The 20,129-nt window shown below is 67.7% G+C and carries 14 protein-coding genes; 8 read left to right on the top strand and 6 right to left on the bottom strand.

The window, feature by feature from the left end; genetic code table 11:
• Nucleotides 1–12: 12 nt before the first annotated feature.
• The 3 genes from PLE19_08090 to PLE19_08080 are packed head-to-tail and all read left to right on the top strand — an operon-like array spanning nucleotide 13 to nucleotide 6,819.
• Nucleotides 13–2,679, top strand: coding sequence for a hypothetical protein (locus PLE19_08090; protein HPD14894.1), 2,667 nt, complete (start codon nucleotides 13–15; stop codon nucleotides 2,677–2,679).
• Nucleotides 2,680–2,682: 3 nt separating this feature from the next.
• Complete coding sequence (locus PLE19_08085) at nucleotides 2,683–4,179, top strand: hypothetical protein (protein ID HPD14893.1); 1,497 nt, start codon at nucleotides 2,683–2,685, stop codon at nucleotides 4,177–4,179.
• A gap of 12 nt (nucleotides 4,180–4,191) precedes the next feature.
• Complete coding sequence (locus tag PLE19_08080; protein ID HPD14892.1) at nucleotides 4,192–6,819, top strand: hypothetical protein; 2,628 nt, start codon at nucleotides 4,192–4,194, stop codon at nucleotides 6,817–6,819.
• Between the two features lie 110 nt (nucleotides 6,820–6,929).
• Here PLE19_08080 and PLE19_08075 read toward each other — a convergent pair whose 3' ends face one another.
• Nucleotides 6,930–7,064 (bottom strand): hypothetical protein, encoded by a 135-nt coding sequence (locus tag PLE19_08075; GenBank protein ID HPD14891.1) that lies wholly within the window; start codon nucleotides 7,062–7,064, stop codon nucleotides 6,930–6,932.
• Between the two features lie 410 nt (nucleotides 7,065–7,474).
• Here PLE19_08075 and PLE19_08070 point away from each other — a divergent pair, with 410 nt between their 5' ends.
• Nucleotides 7,475–8,881, top strand: a complete 1,407-nt coding sequence (locus PLE19_08070; GenBank protein ID HPD14890.1) for a hypothetical protein — start codon at nucleotides 7,475–7,477, stop codon at nucleotides 8,879–8,881.
• A gap of 28 nt (nucleotides 8,882–8,909) precedes the next feature.
• Nucleotides 8,910–10,196, top strand: coding sequence for a PQQ-like beta-propeller repeat protein (locus PLE19_08065; GenBank protein HPD14889.1), 1,287 nt, complete (start codon nucleotides 8,910–8,912; stop codon nucleotides 10,194–10,196).
• Between the two features lie 141 nt (nucleotides 10,197–10,337).
• On the opposite strand, the gene PLE19_08060 is transcribed toward PLE19_08065, so the two are convergent.
• Complete coding sequence (locus PLE19_08060; protein ID HPD14888.1) at nucleotides 10,338–11,597, bottom strand: PQQ-like beta-propeller repeat protein; 1,260 nt, start codon at nucleotides 11,595–11,597, stop codon at nucleotides 10,338–10,340.
• 105 nt (nucleotides 11,598–11,702) lie between these two features.
• The gene (locus PLE19_08055) at nucleotides 11,703–12,437 is read right to left on the bottom strand and encodes a ThuA domain-containing protein (GenBank protein HPD14887.1); all 735 of its coding nucleotides are present in this window, start codon (nucleotides 12,435–12,437) and stop codon (nucleotides 11,703–11,705) included.
• 156 nt (nucleotides 12,438–12,593) lie between these two features.
• Here PLE19_08055 and PLE19_08050 point away from each other — a divergent pair, with 156 nt between their 5' ends.
• On the top strand, nucleotides 12,594–15,089 hold the full coding sequence (locus PLE19_08050; protein ID HPD14886.1) for a hypothetical protein: 2,496 nt from the start codon (nucleotides 12,594–12,596) through the stop codon (nucleotides 15,087–15,089).
• Nucleotides 15,090–15,092: 3 nt separating this feature from the next.
• Here PLE19_08050 and PLE19_08045 read toward each other — a convergent pair whose 3' ends face one another.
• Nucleotides 15,093–15,533 carry a hypothetical protein gene (locus PLE19_08045; protein ID HPD14885.1) on the bottom strand — a complete coding sequence of 147 codons (441 nt, stop codon included), beginning with the start codon at nucleotides 15,531–15,533 and terminating at the stop codon, nucleotides 15,093–15,095.
• A 22-nt stretch (nucleotides 15,534–15,555) separates the two neighbouring features.
• Nucleotides 15,556–17,859: a dehydrogenase E1 component subunit alpha/beta gene (locus PLE19_08040; GenBank protein HPD14884.1), complete on the bottom strand. Its 2,304-nt coding sequence runs from the start codon at nucleotides 17,857–17,859 to the stop codon at nucleotides 15,556–15,558.
• 128 nt (nucleotides 17,860–17,987) lie between these two features.
• Here PLE19_08040 and cyaB point away from each other — a divergent pair, with 128 nt between their 5' ends.
• Both cyaB and PLE19_08030 read left to right on the top strand, forming a co-directional pair.
• Complete coding sequence (gene cyaB / locus PLE19_08035; protein ID HPD14883.1) at nucleotides 17,988–18,542, top strand: class IV adenylate cyclase; 555 nt, start codon at nucleotides 17,988–17,990, stop codon at nucleotides 18,540–18,542.
• 14 nt (nucleotides 18,543–18,556) lie between these two features.
• Complete coding sequence (locus tag PLE19_08030) at nucleotides 18,557–19,387, top strand: hypothetical protein (protein ID HPD14882.1); 831 nt, start codon at nucleotides 18,557–18,559, stop codon at nucleotides 19,385–19,387.
• Nucleotides 19,388–19,407: 20 nt separating this feature from the next.
• Here the strand turns inward: PLE19_08030 and PLE19_08025 are convergent, their stop codons facing one another.
• Nucleotides 19,408–19,968, bottom strand: coding sequence for a HEAT repeat domain-containing protein (locus tag PLE19_08025; GenBank protein ID HPD14881.1), 561 nt, complete (start codon nucleotides 19,966–19,968; stop codon nucleotides 19,408–19,410).
• Nucleotides 19,969–20,129 lie beyond the last annotated feature (161 nt).

Raw genomic sequence — 20,129 nt, 5'->3', positions numbered from 1 at the left:
CTCGTAGTGCTCATGGCTCTTCTGGTGTCGGCGCTCGGCGGCCCTCCCGTCTCTGGAGCCGAGCCGCTGAGCGGCGGCGAAGCCCTCCTTACCCAGCGCCACTACTGGCGCAAGCACTACACCACGTTCCCACCTGTGTTCGCGGACGAGGGTGCCCAGGCACCCAGACCCGACAGCCTGGCCGCGATGTTCCCCGAGGCGCCGCCATCGAACTGGGCCGCACCCGACTTCGACGATGACGACTGGCTCCTCGCCCCCGGCCAGGAGTTCGAGCACGGCGTGAAAGACCTCAAGCTCATCGGCGAGATGAGCCAGGAGGGAATCAGCACGCGCCTCCGCGGCACGGACCCGTTTCTGCCCGCCGTGGGCCTGGTGTGCCTGCGCGGCCGCTTCGCCGTGGCCGACCGCACGAAGGTGCGCAGGCTCACGCTCGCGCTGAGCTGCCGCGGCGGCTTCGTGGCCTACCTCAACGGCGTCGAAGTCGCCCGCGCGCACCTGCCAGAGGGCAATCTGCGCCCCGGCACCCCCGCTGAGGCATACCCGCCCGAAGCCTTCTTCTACCGCGACAGCCTGGAGAAGGGCCGCCCCCGACCCCTCGACACCAACGACCTCCGGTGCCCGCAGTGGGCGCTGCGCGAGCGGGCATTCGGTCCCGTCGCGATCCCGCTCGGCCCCCTGCGCAACGGCGCGAACGTGCTCGCCATCGAGATGCACCGCGGCACCTACCCGCCCCAGTGCATGCGGCAGCCCGACGCCATCGCCGCCACGGTGGGCCTGGGCCGCCTCGAACTCCGCCTGGACGCTCAGGATGGAGCCACAAGGACCGGACCGGGCGGCATCCAGGTGTGGACCGTGGACACGACGCGCACGCTCTTCGAGCCCGCGCTGTCGGCGGCCAACGAGAGCCGAGGCAAGGTGCGCATCGTGGGCGCCCGCAACGGCACCTTCGCCGGCCAGGCCATCGTGGCCAGCGACGAGCCGCTGAGGGGCCTCTCGGCCAGGGCCGCGGCTCTCAAGCAGGTAAGCGGCAGCGGCCTCATCCCCGCCGAGGCGATCCGCGTGCGCTACGGCGTGCCCAACCCCTTCTGGCCCGACGCGCTGCGCCAGATGGGCATGCCCGTCACGCCGCCCCGTTGGAAGCGCGATGCCGGCGCCGAGGGCGGCACCCGTTTCGACATGCTTCTCGACGCCCCGCCAGCCAACGCCACGGCCGTGGCCATCTGGGTATCGGCCAGGGTGCCTAAGGGCGCTCCTGCCGGCCGCTACACCGGCGAACTGGCCATCGAAGCGCAAGGCCGGGCCTTCGCCGGCACCCTCGAACTACATGTGTGCGACTGGACCCTTCCCGACGTGAAGGACTATGCGACGCTCCTCCACATCTATCAGTCGCCCGACACCCTGGCTCGATACTACAAGGTCGAGCCCTGGTCCGACGCGCATTGGCGGCTCATCGAGAAGAGCCTGGCGCTGATGGGCGAGATGGGCAACATTGGCCTCCTCATCCCCTTGCTCGCCGAATCCCAAATGGGCAACCCCGAATCGCTCGTGCCCTGGCTCAAGCAGCCCGACGGCTCGTATCGCTACGACTTCAGCCGGTTCGACCGCTATCTCGACGCGGCGCTCAAGACCCACGGCCGCTTGCGATTCGTCTCGCTGAACGCCTGGGGCTACGAGGCGTCGAACCGCACGTGGAAGGGGCCGCGCGATTACGCCTCCTTCTATGGCGCCCGCGTCACAGTCATTGACCCCGCCACGGGCAGGCGCGAGAGCGTCAAGCTCCCCCAGTACGGCACGCCCGAGTGCGAGGCCGCCTGGCGCCCCCTGCTCGTCGCGCTTCACGAACGGCTGAAGGCCAAAGGGCTGGGCGACCGGGTCGTACTCGGGATCGCTGGCGACATGGGGCCTGACCCGCCCACGGCGGCCATGTTCCGCCGCATTCTGCCCGAGGCCGGCTGGCTCGCCGAGTCGCACCAGCCCCAGCGAGCCTACGTCTACGACCCGGCGACCAAGGCCACCGTGCCCGTCCGCTGGAACTCGGTGGTCTACGGCGGCGACATCCCCGACCCCGCCGTGCGGCGCCTCTATGGCTGGCAGTACGACCCGAACCAGGTTATCCTCAACTTCAACCGCAGCGGCTCGGCCCTGCTGCTGATCGGCTTCCCGCCGCCCTGGTCATTCCGTATGTGGATGGAGAGCACGCTGGTCTATGGCCGGGCCGGCAACGGCCGCGTCGGCGGCGACTACTGGCACATCGGCGCGCAACTCCTCGGCGACGGCAAGCCTGACTGGGGCATTGTGGGCGGCAGCGGCGGCACGCTCTTCAACCGTTACTTCCATTCGCACGCCGACGAGACCGGCCTCGGGCGGAGCTGCACCGACCTCTTCGCCCCGGGCCCCGATGGCCCTGTGACGACCATTCGCCTCGAGTGCGCCCGCGAGGGCAACCAGGAGGCCGAGGCCCGAGTCTTCATCGAGAAAGCCTTGTTGAACAAGCACCAACCCCTGCCCGCCGACCTCGCTCGTAGCTGTCAGCAACTCCTCGACGTGCGAACCAACCTGATGCGCCTCTGGCGCCTGCGCTGCCAGGACATCGCGCCCTTCGGCTGGCAAGAGCGCAGCCGACGCCTCTTCGACGCGGCCGGCGAGGTGGCCACAGCCCTCGCTTCACACAAGGAGTGAGCCATGTCGCGAACACTCGTGCTCTTCCTGTGCCTCTCGTGTGGGGCGGCCTCCGCCGCCCAGCCCAGGTTCAAACTGGAGTACGCCACCTACTTCGGCGGCAGCGGTTGGGACCAGGCGCGCGAGGTAATCCCGTGTCCCGACGGCTCCGTGCTCGTGGGTGCACAGGTGTGCTCACCCGGCCTTCCGACCACGGAGGGCGTTGTGCAGCCGGCCTACGCGGGCGACGACCCTGCCCTCGGCCACGGCGGCATCTATGGCGGCGACTGCTTCCTTCTCCGCCTCAGCCCCGACGGCTCGAAGGTGCTCGCCGCCACTTACTTCGGCGGCTCGAAGCAGGAGCGCAACGTCTACGGCATGGGCATCGACTCGAAGGGCAACGTGGTCATCACGAGCGCCACCCGCTCGCCCGATGCGCCGACCACCTCGGGCTGCTTCCAGCCCACGTTCGGCGGCGGGCCGTCCGACATGCTCGTGGCCAAGCTCTCGCCCGACCTCAAGAAGCTCCTCTGGTGCACCTATGTGGGCGGCTCGGGCGACGACTTCCCACGCGGCGGCCTGGCTGTCGGGCCGGACGACACGGTCTACGTCGTCGGCACCAGCAACTCGCCCGATTTCCCCACGACCCGGGGCGTCGTGCAGCCGAAACGGAGCGGGCCGCGCGACTCCGCCATCGTGAGGCTCAAACCCGACGGCTCCGGCCTCGTCTTCGCCACCCTCCTCGGCGGCAGCGGCGAGGACGACGCCATCATGGGCATCCGCCTCGACGCCGCTGGGAACCTTTACGTCGCGGGCCACACGAGGTCCGATGACTTCCCCGTGACGGCCGGCGCGCCCCAGCCCAAGCTCGGCGGGGAGTTCGACTGCTACCTGGCCAAGCTCTCGCCCGACGCCTCCCGCATCCTCCACGCCACCTATCTCGGAGGCCGCGGTAACGAGTTCGCCGAGCACTGCCCGCTCCTCTTGGCCGATGGCTCCTTCCTCCTCTCCGGCGTCACCGCATCGCCCGACTTCCCGACGACGAACGCGGCGGTTCAACGCGAGCTGAGGGGTAGGAACGACGGCTTCCTGGCCAAGCTCTCGCCCGACGGACGACGCTTCATCTTCTCCACCCTCCTCGGAGGAACTGGGGGTGAGTTCTTCCTCATGCCGACACAGGATGCCGACGGCAACCTCTACGTCGTTGGAACGACCACCTCGCGCGACTTCCCCGTGACCCCGGATGCTGTGCAGCCCACCTTCCGCGGCCCCGAGGAAGCAGGGGAGGGCGACGGGGTGCTGGCCATTGTGAGCCCCGATGGCTCAAGACTGCTTTACGCCACCTACTTCGGCGGGAGCGGGGGCGACCTGATTCGCAGCCTTGCCCTTGGCTCCAAGGGCGAGGTCTACCTCGTCGGCAACACTTCGTCGCCCGACTTCCCCGTGACCCCGAATGCCGTCCAGAAGACCCACGCCGGCAGTGGCGACGCCTTCATCGTCAAGCTCGTGCCAAGCCAATGACAGGAGAACCATGTGCGGCGGCTAGTTCTCGGCTGTGGTCTGCTCCTTGCTCAAGCGTTCGGCGGCGAGAGCTCCCTGCTTGTGCTCGACGAGACGTGCTACTGGCGGCGGTACTACCAGTTCGGCCTCAACCGCATCTCGCCGGTCCCCCTGAAGGCTCAGGCAGGCAAGCCGATCGAGCCGCGCCTCGCTGCCAGGCTCAAGGCCGACACCGAAAGGGCGCTCAAGGCCAAGGGCATAGACCCTGCCGTGGTGGACTGGCGCGACCACGCGGTGTTGAGCATGGGCGGCGGCGGGTTCCGCTCGAACGACCCCGTTCCCACGCCTCCGCCGCCTGCGGACTGGATGGCGGCCGACTTCGATGATGGCGGGTGGGTCCGCGACCGTCGGCCCTTCCAGGGCGGCCCGGCGCCCGAACTCACGATGATCAACCTCGGCCAGTACGACGAGAGCGTGGACCTGCGGCTCCTCGTGGCCTGCTACCGCACGCGATTCGCCCTCACGGAGCCTGAGGCCCTTACCCTTCGGTTGGCCTACAGCGGCGGGGTCCGCGTGTTCGTCAACGGCTACGAGGTCGCCCGCGGCCATCTGCCCAAGGGCGAACTGGCGCCCGACACCCCGGGCGACGACTACCCGCCCGAGGCCTACGGCCCGAAGGGCGCCGAACTGTCTCAGCGCTCGCTCGGGCCGATCGCTGTCCCCGCGGTTGCACTGCGCAGAGGTCTCAACGTCCTCGCCGTCGAGGTTCGCGCAAGCTGCTTCCATCCCGTGGTCCTCATGAACCCGATCCAGCCAAACTGGGGCGGGCCACAGCGCCCGTGGCCGCACGGCCGCCTCATCAGCCTCGAGCTTCGCGCTGCCCCACATGAGGCAAGACCCGCCTCTGATCGCCCTGGGCATGTCCAGGTGTGGGCCGAGGACATGCACCACCGGACGCTCTCCAGCGACTTCCTGCCGCCCGGTGAGACGCCGGGCACCGTGCGTTTTGTGGCCGCGCGAAACGGCACGTACTCCGCTCAAGTGGTGATCCGCAGCGCGGCCCCGCTCACCGATCTTCGGGCGCGGGTGACCGACCTCGCCATCGAGGGCGGCGCCAAGCTCCCCGCCTCCGCCATCCGTGCCACGCACATGGCCCCTTTTCCGGTGTCCGCCTGGAGCTTGAGGAAACTGGGCGATGAGCGGGGGCTCGGCGCCTCGTTTCCCGATGCGGCGCAGCTCGCGGCCTACGCGAAGATGCAGGACGACGGCCCCTGGCTCTTCGACCACCTCATTCCCGATGCTTCCGTCGTGCTCCCTGCCAATGCAGCGCGCCCCATCTGGCTCTCGCTGCGCGTGCCAGCGGATGCGGTGCCGGGCACCTACCGCGGCGCTGTCGAGGTGACGGCGAATGGGATGGAGCCGGCGAGTCTGCCTGTCGAGGCCGAGGTCCTGCCGTGGCGACTGCCCGACCCCAGGGACTTCAAGACCTTCGTCGCCTGCATGCAGAACCCCTACGGAGTGGCGAAGCAATATAGGGTGAAGCTCTGGTCCGACGAACACTTCAGGCTCCTTGATGCTAGCTTCCGCCAGCTCGCGCGCATCGGCAACGCCTGGCTCAACGTGCCCGTCATCGCGCGCACCGAGTTCGGCAACCGCTCGGACTCGATGGTCCGCTGGAAGCGCAAGGGCGGCCAGATTGCGTTCGACTACGCCATTCTCGACCGCTATCTGGACCTGGCCGTCAAGCACTGCGGGCCGCCTCGGGTCATTCAGTTCGTCGTGATGCAGGGGATGAAAAGCCAGATCAACCCTGATGCGCCCGCGCAGGTGTGCGTGCTCGACGAGGCGACGGGTGAGGCCGCTCTCGCGCCTGTGGACCGCCCGATGTGGGAGGCATTCGCCCGCTCGCTCGTCGCCCACATGAAGGCCCGCGGGCTCGACAAGAGCATGTATTGGGGCGCACCCCTCGAGGCTGAGGCTGACCCACAGCTCAAGGACATTCTTGCCGCCGCTGCGCCAGAGGTCTTCTGGACCGCCTATGGCCACGAGATCATGTACAACGCAAAGTACTGCCTCAACGACCGCTTCTACAAGCTGATCACCGACATCCGCTACCAGGGCGGCTGGCGGAACTTCCGCGACGACCAGGGTTGGCGCAGCCCCTGCATCCATCTGGCCAGCCCGCGCGTCGGCGGCACGTCGTTCGCCTTGCACACCACCTCGCACCCCTTTGCCTACCGGGCGATGGTGGACCGCGCGCTGGCGATGGGGCGGAACGGCTTCGCGTGGGTCGGCGCCGACGAATGGGCCGGCATCCACTATGAGGCGATGGAGCCGCCACGCTGGATCACGGGTGTTCCAGTCCTCTTCCTCCTCTGGCCGGGCGAGGCGGGGGCCGAATCCAGCGCCCGGTTCGAAGCGCTCCTCGAGGGCATCCAGGAGGCCGAGGCCCGCATCGCCATCGAGCAAGCACTGGACCGTCTGCAATTCCCCAAGGCGGCCAACACGCGCCTGAAGCAGGTGCTCGCCGACCACTTCAGCGAGACGACCTTCTTCGTCGGGAACTCGGTCATCTACAGCATGGAGCAGTACCATCTCGGCTGGCAGGCCCGTTCGCGCCGACTCTATCAGGCCGCTGCGACCGCCAGCGGAAGGCCTTGAGAGGAGAAGCCATGCGGCCTGCCTTGAGCTGGCTTGCTCTGTGCGGTGGGTGCCTCGTCGCGACGGCAGCTACCGTGACCGTGGACTCCTCTACGCGCTACCAGAAGGTCCTAGGCTGGGGCGGCACCGCTCACGTGCCCGATGCCCTTGAGGCAGTGCAGGCGCAGGTGCCGGGCGTTCTGGTGGACGATCTTGGCTTGACGGGCCAGCGCCTCGGGCCTCCGAGCGGCAACCGCGCCGAGCACCGCCCGCTCCTCTTGGCCGATGGCTCCTTCCTCCTCTCCGGCGTCACTGCATCGCCCGACTTTCCGACGACCGACGCGGCGGTTCAACGCGAGCTGAGGGGCATGAACGACGGTTTTCTGGCCAAGCCTTCGTCGTCAAGCTCGTGCCCAACCAGTGACAAGGGAACGTGCCGCGGCACGACCAGAAGCCCAAGGCGAGCTATGGTCATCGCGCGCTCCCTCGACTGGGCATAATGCACCCGATGGACACTGTGGACTCGCTCCTTGCGCGCGTCCACGATTTCCATCGCGTCCATTCCATGCACCACGTCGGCCCTATGAGGCGCATCAGTCCCAGTTGACACCTGCTCACAGGGCAGGTATGTTCCCAGTCGTGTTGGTTCTGTCAGCGAACCCCAGGAGGCCCCGCGATGCGCATCGGCTTTGCGAAGAACGACATCACGCCGCGGGTGGGCGTGGAACTGTGCGGCTTCGGGCCGTTCCGCTGCCGCAAGAGCATCGAGGTCCGCGACCACTTGTGGGCGCGGGCCATGGCGCTGGAACTCGGCGGCCTCCGCCAAGTCCTTGTTGCCCTCGACCTCATCGGCACGGCACTGCCCATCACCGAGCGCGTGCGCACGATCCTCGGCGAACGTGCCGGCCTTGCCCCCGACGCCGTGCTCCTCTGTTCGTCCCACACTCACAGCGGCCCCTGCACCGGCCCGTACATCGGCTGGGGAGAGCCCGACCCGCCCTACGTCGAGACCCTTCCGTCACGAATTGCCACCGCCTGCCTTCATGCCCTCGAACGCCTCGAGGAGGCCGAACTCGCCCACGCCGAAGTGCCCTGCCACGGCATCGGCTGCAACCGCGAATACGACAAGGACGCTCAGCCCCTCGACGTGGTGCTCCGCGACGACTGGCGCCCCGCCAAGCCCGAACTCACCGACACCACCTGCCACGTGCTCGTCGCCACCAGGCGTGGGCGGGGCCTCGGCGCTGTGGGCGGGGCCTCCGCGCCCCGCGGGGCAGAGACGCCCCGCCCACAAGGAGACGGCATCCTCGGCTTCGTCAGCTACTTCGGCTGCCACCCCGTCGTGTGCTGCGAGGCCACGCGCTACATCCACGGCGACTACGCCGGCGTGGCCACCAATCTCATCGAGCGCGAGCACCCCGGCGCCGTCGGTCTCTTCCTTCAGGGCGCCCAGGGCGATGTCAACACCTGCGTCTGCCACAAGCCCGAGACCGACTCGCTTCTTGCTCTCGACATCATCGCCGGCCGCTACGCCAACGCGGTTCGCAACGGCATCGCGGCGGCGAAGCCCCTCGGCGTTGATCGCATTTCGTCGGCCCGCCGCAAAGTCACATTCAGCCGCAAGCCGTGGGGCGTTGAGAAGCTGCGCGAACTCCTCGCCGAATGCGAGCCCAAGCTCCACAAGCTCGACGCCACGGACGCCCCGCACGAGGTCCGGATCGCCATGGTCTACGTCACGGCCCTGCGGCGACTGCTCGCCAAGGCGGCGGCCAACCAGCCATTGGCTGACCCCACCGAGGTCGCGGGGATGCGCATCGGGTCCCTCGCCATTCTCGGCTCCGGCTTCGAAACCTTCCAGGCCATCAAGAACGACGTGGTGGCCGCCGCGCAGGGCAAGCCCACGCTGGTGTGCAGTTTCGTCAACGACAGCGTGGGCTATGCGCCCGACCGTACTGCCGCGGCCCGCGGCGGCTACGCCGCCGACATGGTCCCCTTCATCTGCGCCAGCCTCCCCTACGCCAACGCCCACGACGAACTCACCCGCGAACTGCTGGCGCTGGACCTGGCGCTTGCCAGAGGTTGATCCGAGCAACTGCGAAGGAGGACCCAACGTGGCATGCCACCGACTAACAGCCGCAGCAACGCTGTGCCTGGCCGCTGTGGCCGCCAGGCTCGCCTGGGCACGGGAGGAGAACTGGCCGCAGTTCCGCGGGCCGACGGGGCTGGGCTATACGAAGGAAGCCAGCCTGCCCCTCACCTGGGGCGGGCCGAAGAATGAGAATGTGCGCTGGAAGTCGCCGCTCGTCGGCCAGGGGCATGCCAGCCCCATTGTCTGGGGCAATCGCCTGTTCATCTCCACCGTGCGGTGGCCGGGGGAGGGCAAGCCGGACGGCAAGATGATGCCCGAGCATCACGTGCTGTGCTACGACACGAGCGACGGCAAGCTGCTCTGGGACACGCAGGTGCCGCCCGGCCCCTGGCTGCGGAACGACTTTCGCAGCGGCCCCGGCGGCGGCTATGCCGCGCCTACGCCTTGCACCGACGGCAAGCTCGTCTATGCCGCCTTCGGATCCAAGGTGCTCGCCGCCCTCGACTACGAAGGCAAGATCGTGTGGCGCCGGGAACTCGTGCCGGGTGACTTCGACGTCACGGTGGGCAGCAGCCCGATTCTCTACGAGGACACGCTGATCTTCGCCTATGAGACCGTGCCGCAGAACTCGCGGGTGTCGGCCTACGACAAGGCGACGGGCGAGGTGAAGTGGGAGGCGAAGCAGCCCACGATGGGCTTCGGCCACAGCACGCCCACGCTCATCGAGGTGAAGGGCAAGCCGCAGATGCTCGTCCTCGCCGGCGGTCTCGGGCGCCTGCCCGACGCCTTGCGGAGCCTCGACCCCGCCACGGGCAAGACCCTCTGGTGGTGCGCTGGGGCAGGGGAGACATCGTCCCCGGCCTATGGCGCGGGGATCGTCTACTTCGACAACGGGCGCGGCGGCCCAGGCGCTGCCGTGGACCCCACAGGCGAGGGCGACGTGACGGCGACGCACGTCAAGTGGAAGGTCGCTTCGGGCGGCGGGCTCAGTTCGCCGATCATCGTCGGAGGCCACGTCTACCGGCTCTACGACCAGGGCACGCTGCGGTGCTGGGAGGCGGCGACGGGCAAGGAGGTCTACACACAGCGGCTGGAGGGCATTTCCTCCGGCTGGGCGAGCCCCATCGCCGACCCGGAGGGCCGCCTTTTCTTCGCCAACGCGGGCAAGAGCTACGTCGTCCAGGCCGGCCCGGAGTTCAGAGTTCTCGCCACCAACGACCTGGGCGACGGAAGCCATCCTTCGCCGGCTGTGGCGGGCGGGTGCCTGTTCCTTGTCGGCCAGAAGAGCGTGTTCTGCGTTGGCAGGTAGCGTGGCACCGCCCGCGTCATGGCGGCACGGCACCAGCCGTGTGACCGCTCAGAGGCCAAAGCGAAACCCACCCGAAGGCGTTGGAACCTTCGGGTGGGTTCGTGGCTGTCGGCGGGCAGCGATAACGGGGCGTCGCCTCGCTCAGTTCCCCTTGATGTCGTAGCAGAAGACGTAGTTGGCGTGGCGGAGATAGAGCTTGCCGTCGCTGATGACGGGGTGCGCCCAGGCGGGGCCGCCCATGCCGGGCTGGCCGGGGGGCGTGAACTTGCCCTTGAGCTTGTAGCCTTCGGGCGTGGCGCCGATGAGGCACACCTCCTTGCCCTGATAACGGATGATCAGGTTGCCGTCGGCATAGAGCACGGCCCCCGAGCCGCCGCCCGGCTGGTCCTCCTGCCACACGACTCTGCCCGTCTTCATTTCAAGGCAAGTGGGCTTGCCGGCATTGTGGCCGCTGCCGCCGTAGATGTAGTCGCCCACCTTCACGAAGCCGCCGTGGTGGTTCTGGAACGTCTTGGCGTCGAGGAAGTAGACCTCCTCAGCCTTCACGCCGCCGTCGGCCGGCGAGAGCTTGAGCAGGGCCGCTCCGGTGCCGTAGGCGGTGGAGACGAACACGTAGTCGCCATCCGCCACGGGCGTGGGAATGTTGGCGGTGCCGTTGCCGATGCGGGGGTAGTGCCAGAGGCACTTGCCGTCGTCGGCCCTGGCGCTCAGGGCGCCGCGGCCGAAAAGGGTGATGTACTGGCGCACCCCGGCGCCTTCCGACACGACAATCGAGGCATAGCCGGCGCCGCCCACGGGCTTGGGCGAGGCGCACTTCCAGATCGTCTCGCCGGTCTTCTTGTTCAGCGCCACGATAGCCGCCTGGTCGCTGCCGGGCGTGCATAGGAGCTTGTCGCCATCCACGAGCGGCGACTCGCTGTACTTCCAGCCCGACATCATGCGCCCGCCGAAGTCCTTGCTGAAGTTCTTCCTCCAGACCACCTTGCCGTCCGCGGCCTGCACACACACCAGGTCGCCATCGGTGCCGACGGCGTAGAGGAGCCCCTCGTCGAAGGTGGGTGTGCAACGTGAGCCGTCGCCGTGCGGCGGGCCGACGAGCGCGGTCCAGATGATCTTCTGCGACGCGAGGTCGAGGGCGATGACGTGCTGGCGTTCGCCCTCCTCGGTCTTGAGGTCGCCCATGGTGTAGAGCTTGCCGGCGACAATGGACATGCTGGAGAAGCCCTTGCCCACGCCGGTGGCGGTCCAGAGCAGCTTAGGGCCCTCGGCGGGCCATTCCTTGAGGAGGCCGGTCTCGGTGCAGATGCCGTCGTTCTTGGGCCCACGCCAGCGGGGCCAGTCGGCCGCCAGGGCAGAAGCGCCCGCAATGAGCCCCAGACAGACCAGCGCCGTACGCCGCATGCGATTCCTCCTAGGTTCAGGGATGGCCGAAGCGTGCCCCTCGGGCCACAACGCCACCTCGGATTATCCCGGAAGAGGAGCAGGAGATCAACCGCCAATCTCTGCTCAGAGCTTTCGGGCGGCCCACTGGATCGCGTTGGCCAGGAGCCGGCGGTAGTTGGCGTCGTTATAGACCTTCTGGTCGTGGCCGCTCATGATGTAGACGACGCGCGACTTGCCCTGTTCGTGGCACCAGGCCACTTCCCTCTGATTCCCCGGGCAGTCGGTGGTGAGGAGCAGCGTCACGTCCTTGCTCACGAGGCACTTGTTGTAGTACTCGTCCTGGAGTTTGAAGTCGTCCATCCCCTTCGTGATCGGGTGGTCCTTCGAGCACACGTGCAGGGCGATCTCGCCGCCGCCGGTGCCCGACTTGGGCACCTTGATGCCGTTGCGCTCCTCGTCGCGGAGGAGGAACTTGCCGCCGACCGTCTTCTCGAACACAGGCCAGTCCTGGTAGGTGGCCAGGGCGTGGTGGAGGACGACGAGACCTACGCCCTTGTCGAGCAGGGATTCGAACCTCTTCTTCTGGTCGTCCGTGATGTTCTGCCAGAAGTCGTAGAGCACGATGGCATTGTAGGTGAGCAGGTCGTCGCGGTCGTAGACCTCGGAGGTCTTCTCGTGCTTGGCCTCGGTGTAGGCGATGTCGGGGTTGTCCTTGAACATCTGCCAGAAGGCGGGCTGGTTGAAGCCGTGGCCGCCCCACACGACGAGCACCTTGAGCTTCCCCTCGGCCTCCGCGGCTCGAACGGTTCCGCTCACCAGGCCGACGAATACCAACGCGGCAAGAGCCATCGCACGCATCAGGGGTCTCCTTCCACAGGGAAATCTATGGGTGTGCCGGCGACTGAGCGCCAGCTTAGCCGAAGGGGGGAGGCAAATCAAGCCTTGACAGGGCCGCAGGACGGAATACGATACGGCGCACGGCGAGGGTAACCCAGGAGCCTGGAGCGAAGTGGCATGAGAACCACCCTTGCGGCAACGTGTGCGTTGCTTGTCGGCACGGCATTGGCCGGCGAGGTGAAGCCCGACTTCGCGCAGAAGCCGACCGTGCGCACGGACGGGGCGAAACGGCTCGTCGAGTTTGCGGTCAACGCGCCGACGGATGCCGAGGTGAGCATCCTCGATGTCCAGAGCAACGTCGTGCGGCATCTGGCCGCCGGGGCGCTCGGCGGCCAGAACGCGCCGCCGCCGCCCCTGAGGCCCGGGCTGACGCAGAGCCTCGAGTGGGATGGTTCCGATGACCTCGGCCAGCCGGCCAAGGGCGCGCCTTTCAAAGCTTATGTCCGCCTCGGCGCGCAGGCGGTGTTCTCCGGCATCATCGGCGGCCCCGAGGCCATCGCGAGCAAGGTCTACGGCCTTGCGACCGACGACCAGGGCGAGGTCTACGTGGCCACGGGCGGCGGCTATGGGGGAAACATCTTCACCATCAAGGTGTTCGACCGCACGGGCAAGTACCTGCGAACGATCTTCCCCTATCCCGCCAACCTGAAGGCAGGGGAGGTCGAAGGCTTTGGCAAGCCGGCGCTTCGCGACGGGAAGCTCAGTCCCCCGCAGCACAACGCACTCCTGCCGTGGATTCACCCCGAGGCCATCGGCGGCTTCATCGGGAGTCGCGTGCAGAGCGGGGTGCTGTGGCTCACGAACGGCCGCGGCGAGTTGTGCCGCATTCGCGCGGCCGACGGCGCGTGCATCGCCTGGGGCGACACGAAGACGCCTGCGCCGCCCGCCCAGGGGCCGATCTGCTGGGCCGCCGCGCCTGACGGCAGGAGCCTCTATCTCGCCGGCTGGTATCACGAGAGCCGCAAGATCGCTGACGGACAGGTCTTCAAGGTGGACCCAGCGACCGGCGAACGCTCCCCCTTCATTGCGATTGACGTGCCTGCCGATAACTTCTGGGCGAAGGAGAAGAACGGCTGGTATCACTACACCAACTGGGGCCGCAAGAACGGCCTCAGCGCCTTGCACGGACTCGCCGCCGACAGGGAGGGGCGCATCTACGTGTGCGACCGGGTGAACCAGCGCCTCGCCGTGTACGACCCTGCCGGCAAGCTGCTCGGCTCTACGCCTGTCGAGTGGCCCGACCTGGTGGCTCTCAGCCCCAAGGGGCCGGGGGTCTACGTCACCACACGGAGAATCGTCAACGGCTACAAGGCCGTCAACGAGGTCAAGCTGCTCAAGCTCTCGGGGTGGAAGGACGGCAAGGTGCTCGCCGAGTTGACGCTCGGCTGCCTGAACGCTCCTGCGATGGCCGTGGATGCCTCGCAGGACCCCGCCGTTATCTGGCTCAGCAACGTGTGCCAGGAGGCCATTCATCCCGAAGGGCGCGGGATGAAGACGGAGGGCGTCACCCGCATCGAGGACCGTGGGACGGCGTTCGTCGTCACCGGCAAGCTGGGCGGCGAGGAGGTTCTGATGCCCGAGGCCGTGGTCAAGGTGTGGGCCGACCCCTTCTCCGACGACATCGTGGTGAGCGACGGCTGGAGCGGCCTCACCCGCTGCGACGGCCTCACGGGCGAGAAGAGGCCCTTCCCGCTCAAGGGGATGGAGTTGGCCTTCGGCCCCGACGGCCGCCTCTACGTCTATGGCCAGCAGGGCTGGCACGAACTCGTGACCCGCTTCGACTGCGAGTTCAAGCCTGTGCCGTTCGCCGCCACAGGCAAGAACACGACCACGCTGACCACTACAGGCAAAGACGTCTATGGCCGCTACGGCCACGGGTGGTCGAACAAGGGCCTCTGGGTCGCCCCGAGCGGCCGAATCTACGTCCATCACATGTTCGACTGGTGCAAGTACCATGTCAGCGTGTGGGACGCGAATGGGCAGGCCGAGAAGCACTCCGGCCCCGCCGATGGTTTGGTGGGGCCGACGGACCCCCAAGGCGGCGGGCTGTGCGTGGATGCAGCGGGCAACATCTATGTTGGCCTCCACGGCGCCCCGGCGGGCTCTCCCGCGGCCGCTGACAAGCGGCGCACCAAGGGCGCCATTGTCAAGTTCGGCCCCGAAGGTGGCGGCTACGTGAAGCTCGCGCAGGGCGAAGAGGCGGAGGGCCAGGGCATGGCCTGGGCGGGGAGTCAGGTGGGGGACTATGTGAAGGGCGCTCTTGCCGCCTATCCCATCCTGGCGCCGCAGGTGGAAGGCGGCTGCGTGTGCAAGGAGGGCCGCTTCGACCTCGACCCGTGGGGGCGCCTCTACATCCCCAACGCTCTGGACTACTATGTGGCGGTGGTGGACAACGCGGGGAATGAGATCCTGCGTTTCGGCTACTACGGCAACCCCGACTCCGCCGGCCCACAGAGCCCCGTGCCCGAGCCCGACGTGCCGCTCGGCTGGCCGATGGCCGTGAGCGCGGGGCAGGTGCAGAGAGGGCGCCTCTACGTCGCTGACGCGATGAACCGCCGCGTCGTGCGGCTGGAGCTTCGGTGGGCGGCTGAGGCGGTCTGCGGAATGGAATGACGGTTACGAGGGGCGGCGCCGGTCGAGCAGGGGAACGAGCTCTGGCAACTGCTGGGCGGCCTGGCGCAACAGCGTGAGGATTTCAGCCTTGCGCGCGTGGGCCAGGCGTGCCAGCGTGAGGTCCAGGTCGTGAAAGCTGCCAGGGCTCTCGAGCCAGCCCAGGCCCAGCGCGATGGCGTGTTTGCAGGGCTGGCGGGGGTTGGCCAGCGGACACGTGCATTCGAACTTGAGGTCGCGCTCGGCCACGGCGATGCGAGTCGAGTAGATGCCTCGGGTGCCGTGGAACCGCGCGTAGAGGGCCTCGCCGATTCGCAGCCGGTCCACCATGTGCGCGCTCTTGGCGTACCGCGCCGCCTGGCGGAAGACGCTGGCGGGGCAGAGCGCCTCAAGTTGCCCGGTCGTGAGCGGCAGCGCCCGATGATAGGTCGAAGGGCTGTCGGCCATCCGGGAAGTCCCTTTCCGCTGCTCACCGCCCGACCAGTTTGCGCGCGGTCTCGATGATGGTGGCTACGCTTGGCAGGAAAGCCTGCTCGAGGACGTAGGATTGCGGCGACACCCCATCCAGGGCGCCAATCCTGCCGACCGGGGCGTCGAGGTAGTCGAAGGCCAGCTCCTGAATCTGCGCGGCGATCTCGCCCGTGTAGCTGCCGGTGCGGCAGGCCTGTGAGGCCACGATGGCTCGGCCGGTCTTGCGCACCGAGCGCAACACGGTCTCGATGTCGAACGGGATGAGGGTGCGGGGATCAATGACCTCGACAGCGATGCTGTGCTCGGCTTCGAGGACTCGGGCGGCCTCGAGGACGTCGGACGCCACCTTGCCCCAGACCACAATGGTGAGGTCGGAGCCCTCGCGGCGGACGGCCGCCCGGCCGAAGGGGATTGTGTAGTCCTCGGCCGGCACCTCGCCCAGATCGTTGTAGAGGGCTTGGCTCTCGCAGAACATCACGGGATTGTCATCGCGGATGGCCGTCTTGAGCAGGCCCTTCGCGTCGTACGGCGTGCTGGGGAAGACCACCTTGATGCCGGGCGTGTGCGTGGAATGCGATTCGAGGCTCTGCGAATGCTGGCCTCCATAGCCCTTGCCCGCGCCCACCGACGAGCGGATGACGAGGGGCACCGACAGGGAGCCCCCCGACATGTACGACCACTTGGCCGCCTGGTTGTAGATCTGGTCGCCCGCCTGGTACTCGAAGTCCGAATACATCAGCTCCACCACGGGGCGGAGGCCCGTCATGGCCGCACCGACCGCGGTGCCGATGATCGCAGCCTCGGAGATGGAGGTGTTGAACACGCGATCACGCCCGAAGATGTCAATCAGCCCCTTGGTGACTTTGAAGGCGCCGCCGTAGTCGGCCACGTCCTCGCCGTAGAAGATCACGCGGTTGTCGCGCACCATCTCCTCGATGAGGGCCTCCTTGATGGCATCCTTGAAGCTCAGTTTGCCGCCCTTGCGCGGGAGAGGCTCAGGCGTGGTGAGTTGGCGGGGCTCCTTGGCCGCGGCGGGAACCGTGTCCGACGTGCCGCTGCTGTACATGAATACGAGCACGTCCTCGGCCTTCGGCTCAGGGGCCTCTGCCGCGCGGCGCGCGGCGCGGCCCTGCCGCTCATCCACCTTCCTCTGGAGCGCCTCGATCTCGTCCTGGGTGCACACCTTGGCTTCGACAAGCTGGCCGGAGAGGCGGGCGATGGGGTCCACCTGCCGCCAGGCGGCCTCCTCCTCTTTCGAGCGGTACTCGATGCGAGGGTCGCTCAGCGAGTGGCCGTGGTAGCGATAGGTCACTAGCTCGCGGATGACGGGGCCCTTGCCCTCCTGGGCGAGTTCGGCGGCGCGGCGCACGCCGTCGAGGACGGCCAGAACGTCCATGCCGTTGATCACCTCGGCGTGCAGGTTGTCCGGCCGGAAGGCCGCGCCGCGGCGGGCCATGTGGTCCACCCCTGTTACCTCGCCGTCTACCTGGCCGGTCATGGCGTACTGGTTGTTGACGATGGCGAAGATGGTGGGGACGCCAAAGGGGTGCGACGCCAGCTCGTTGGTGAACTGTCCCATCGAGGCGATGTTGAGGGCTTCGAAGGAAATGCCGTTGCAGTAGGCGCCGTCGCCCGCGAAGCAGAGGCACACCTGGCCGCTGTGGCGATAGCGTGCCGACATTCCCGCCCCTGCCGCGATGCCGATGCTGCCGCCGACGATGGCATTGGCGCCCAGGTGGCCGACGCTGAAATCGGCGATGTGCATCCCGCCCCCGCGGCCCCGGCAGTAGCCGGCGTCGCGCCCGAACAGCTCGGCAGCCGTGCGGAAGAGGTGGTGCTCCATGGCCCTCTCGCGCAGGGCCTCCTCGCTGAGCTTCTCGGCCTCCGAGAGACCCAGCACCTTGCGCAGCGTGGCGGGGTCGCGCTGGTAGACGGCGAAGCAGCCCTTGGCGATGCCGTCGCCGTGCCCGCGGTGGGTGCTGGTAATGTAGTCGGTGAGGCGGAGGGCGGCGCACCCGCCCACGCTGGTGGCCTCCTGGCCTATCGAGAGGTGGGTGGGGCCGCGATACTCGAACGCGATGCCCTTGAGCGGCTCATAGGCCTGGTTGCGCGCCGCGACGATCATCTCCTCGAAGGCGCGGATCGTCATCATGAACTCGAGGAACTGCCTGGCATCGCGCTCGGTCAGCCGCCCGTCGGCAAGTTCCTGCTCGAGCGTGCGGTTGTATTGGTACACAGGAATCTGGCCAAGCTCGACGATCTTCGGGTCGAAGCTGGGCAGCACTGTCAACTCGCGAACCATGCGCTTCCTCCAGCGTGCTGGATACTGCCCGGACACGTTTGAACCGCCCCATGATACTCATGGGGCAGCAGCCGATCAAGTTGGGTGCCTCCCTTGACGCCGCTCATGGGCAGGCGTAAGATGGCGGTATGAAGAGGAACATCGAGGTCAAAGCCAGGTGCCGCGATCTGGCGCGCGCGGAGGCGATCTGCCGGCGTGCAGGAGCGCTTCACGTGTGGACGCGTCGTCAAACCGACGTCTACTTCGCCGTGCCTGACGGGCGGCTGAAACTCCGCATCGAGCAGCCCGGGGAGGCGACCCTGGTGCGCTATCGGCGCGCCGACGTGGCCGGAATCCGCGACAGCCACTATGAGCTGCTGTCCGTGCCCGACGCAGAGGAGACGCTCCGAGAGCTCGAGGCCCGTCACGGCTCCTGCGCGCACGTGCAGAAGGAACGTGCGCTCTACATGCTGGAGAACGTGCGGGTTCACCTGGACGAGGTGGAGGGACTGGGCACGTTCATCGAGCTTGAGGCCGTTATGGATGGGGTCGAGTCCGACGCCGCGGCCCACGCTCTCCTCCGGCGGCTTCTGGCCGAACTGGGAGTGGCTCCCGAGGACATTCTGAGCCAGTCCTACGGCGACATGCAGCCAGGGCAGACGACCGGGCCAGGTGACGCGGCATCATGTCCCCCCGCGGGGTAGCAGGAGCCGGGAAGATGCTCCATCGGCTCGTGGTGGTGGCGGTGATCGGGTTCTGGGCGGTCATGACGACCTCCCTTGTCCGGCGGTGGCTGCTTGAGGTCAAGCCCGAGTCCATCCCAGGCACCTATCGCTCGGTGCTGACGGCGGATCGGCAGAACTACCAGAACCGCATGGCAATCTACCTGCCGGGCGTTCGAGAAAAGATGGGGTACACCGAGACGGTGTTCCTCTATTCCGAGGACGGGAAGTACCGCATCAGCAATGCCACCCGGCTGCGGGCGCCCGTGCCGGGATTCCTGGAGAAGCTGTCGGCTTTCGCTCTGGACATGGTGGTCGTGGTGGACAAGGGATACGCGCTGGAGCGGTTCTCCATGGTGCTGCATTCGCCCGTGATTGACGCGGAGTGCCGCGGCGAGGTGGTGGACGGGGACCTGGTGTTGCGCGCGGCGGTCCAGGGCGAGGGTGAGCAGGTGCACAAGCTGCCCCTGCCTCGCGGGGGCCTGGTGGCGACGGGGCTGTCGCCCCTCTTGGCCCTGCCGCCGCTTCGCGTGGGGCTGCGCTGGTCGGTGATCGTGCTGAACCCCCTGACGCTGGAGCCCACGGAGGTGGAACTGGAGGTGGTGGGCCGGGAACCGCTGCAATGGGCCGGCCGCTCCTGGGATACGCACGTGGTGGAGATTCGGTCGGGCTACCTGAAGGCGCAAGCGTGGGTGTCAGACAACGGCGAGGTGCTGAAGGAGAAGACGCTATTCGGGCTGACGCTGATCAAGGAGCAAGTGATCGCCGAGACTCCTGCTCTGCCGGAGGAGGCGAGCCCCACTCCCGGCACTGCGCAACGCCAGTAGCCGGCCGCGGCTGTTTCAGGTCAGCGTGTCCCGCCAGATTGTTGGGTGCGGAGCCACAAGGTCCACTGCTCGCGAGAGTTGGGCCCGAACTTCACCTGAGCGCCCGCCCCGGTCATTCTCACCAGGGCATTGTGCGCCGCCGAGCGCACGGCTGGAGGCTCCGACGTGTCGGTGAGTTCGACGAGGCGTGGCACCGCCTCGCGTACATCCAGCGTGCCCATGGCGGCTGCGACCGTCTCCAGGACGAACTCCGCCCGTGTCGGATCGTTCAGCATCTCCAGCAGCTTGGGGAGGGCCCGGCGCTCCACCTTCTCGGTGAGAATCTCGACTGCCAGGGCCTGCGTGGCCGGGCTGGGGCTGTCCAGGGCGCGAAAGATGATCGCGTAGTCCCTCTTCGAGTCATACGTCGTCATGATCCGGTGCTTGAGCACCGTCTGCGCCCCGGGTTCGGCTCGGCGGTGGCTGCGCAACAGCTTCGCGACGTCCCCAGTATCCACACCAGGGAAGTACAAGGAGTACGCGTAGTACCCCCCCGCCACGATGAGCAGAAGCACCACCGTCGTCTTGAAGTTCAGGGTCATGGCCGTCTCATATCAGCACCTTCCCGCGCCGCCATTACAGTATAACCCATGTCGCTCGAACTGCCAACTGGATCCGGTACGCAGCCTACAGCCTTCTGCATGAATAGTGCAAAGGGCGGTCATGCCGAGCTAAGGCGGGGCATCTCTCCTGTGCCGCCAGA

Source organism: Planctomycetota bacterium, assembly GCA_035384565.1.
Taxonomy (GTDB): domain Bacteria; phylum Planctomycetota; class PUPC01; order DSUN01; family DSUN01; genus DAOOIT01.
Note: the sequence above shows the minus strand (reverse complement) of the source record. Positions and strands in the feature narration are given on the sequence as shown.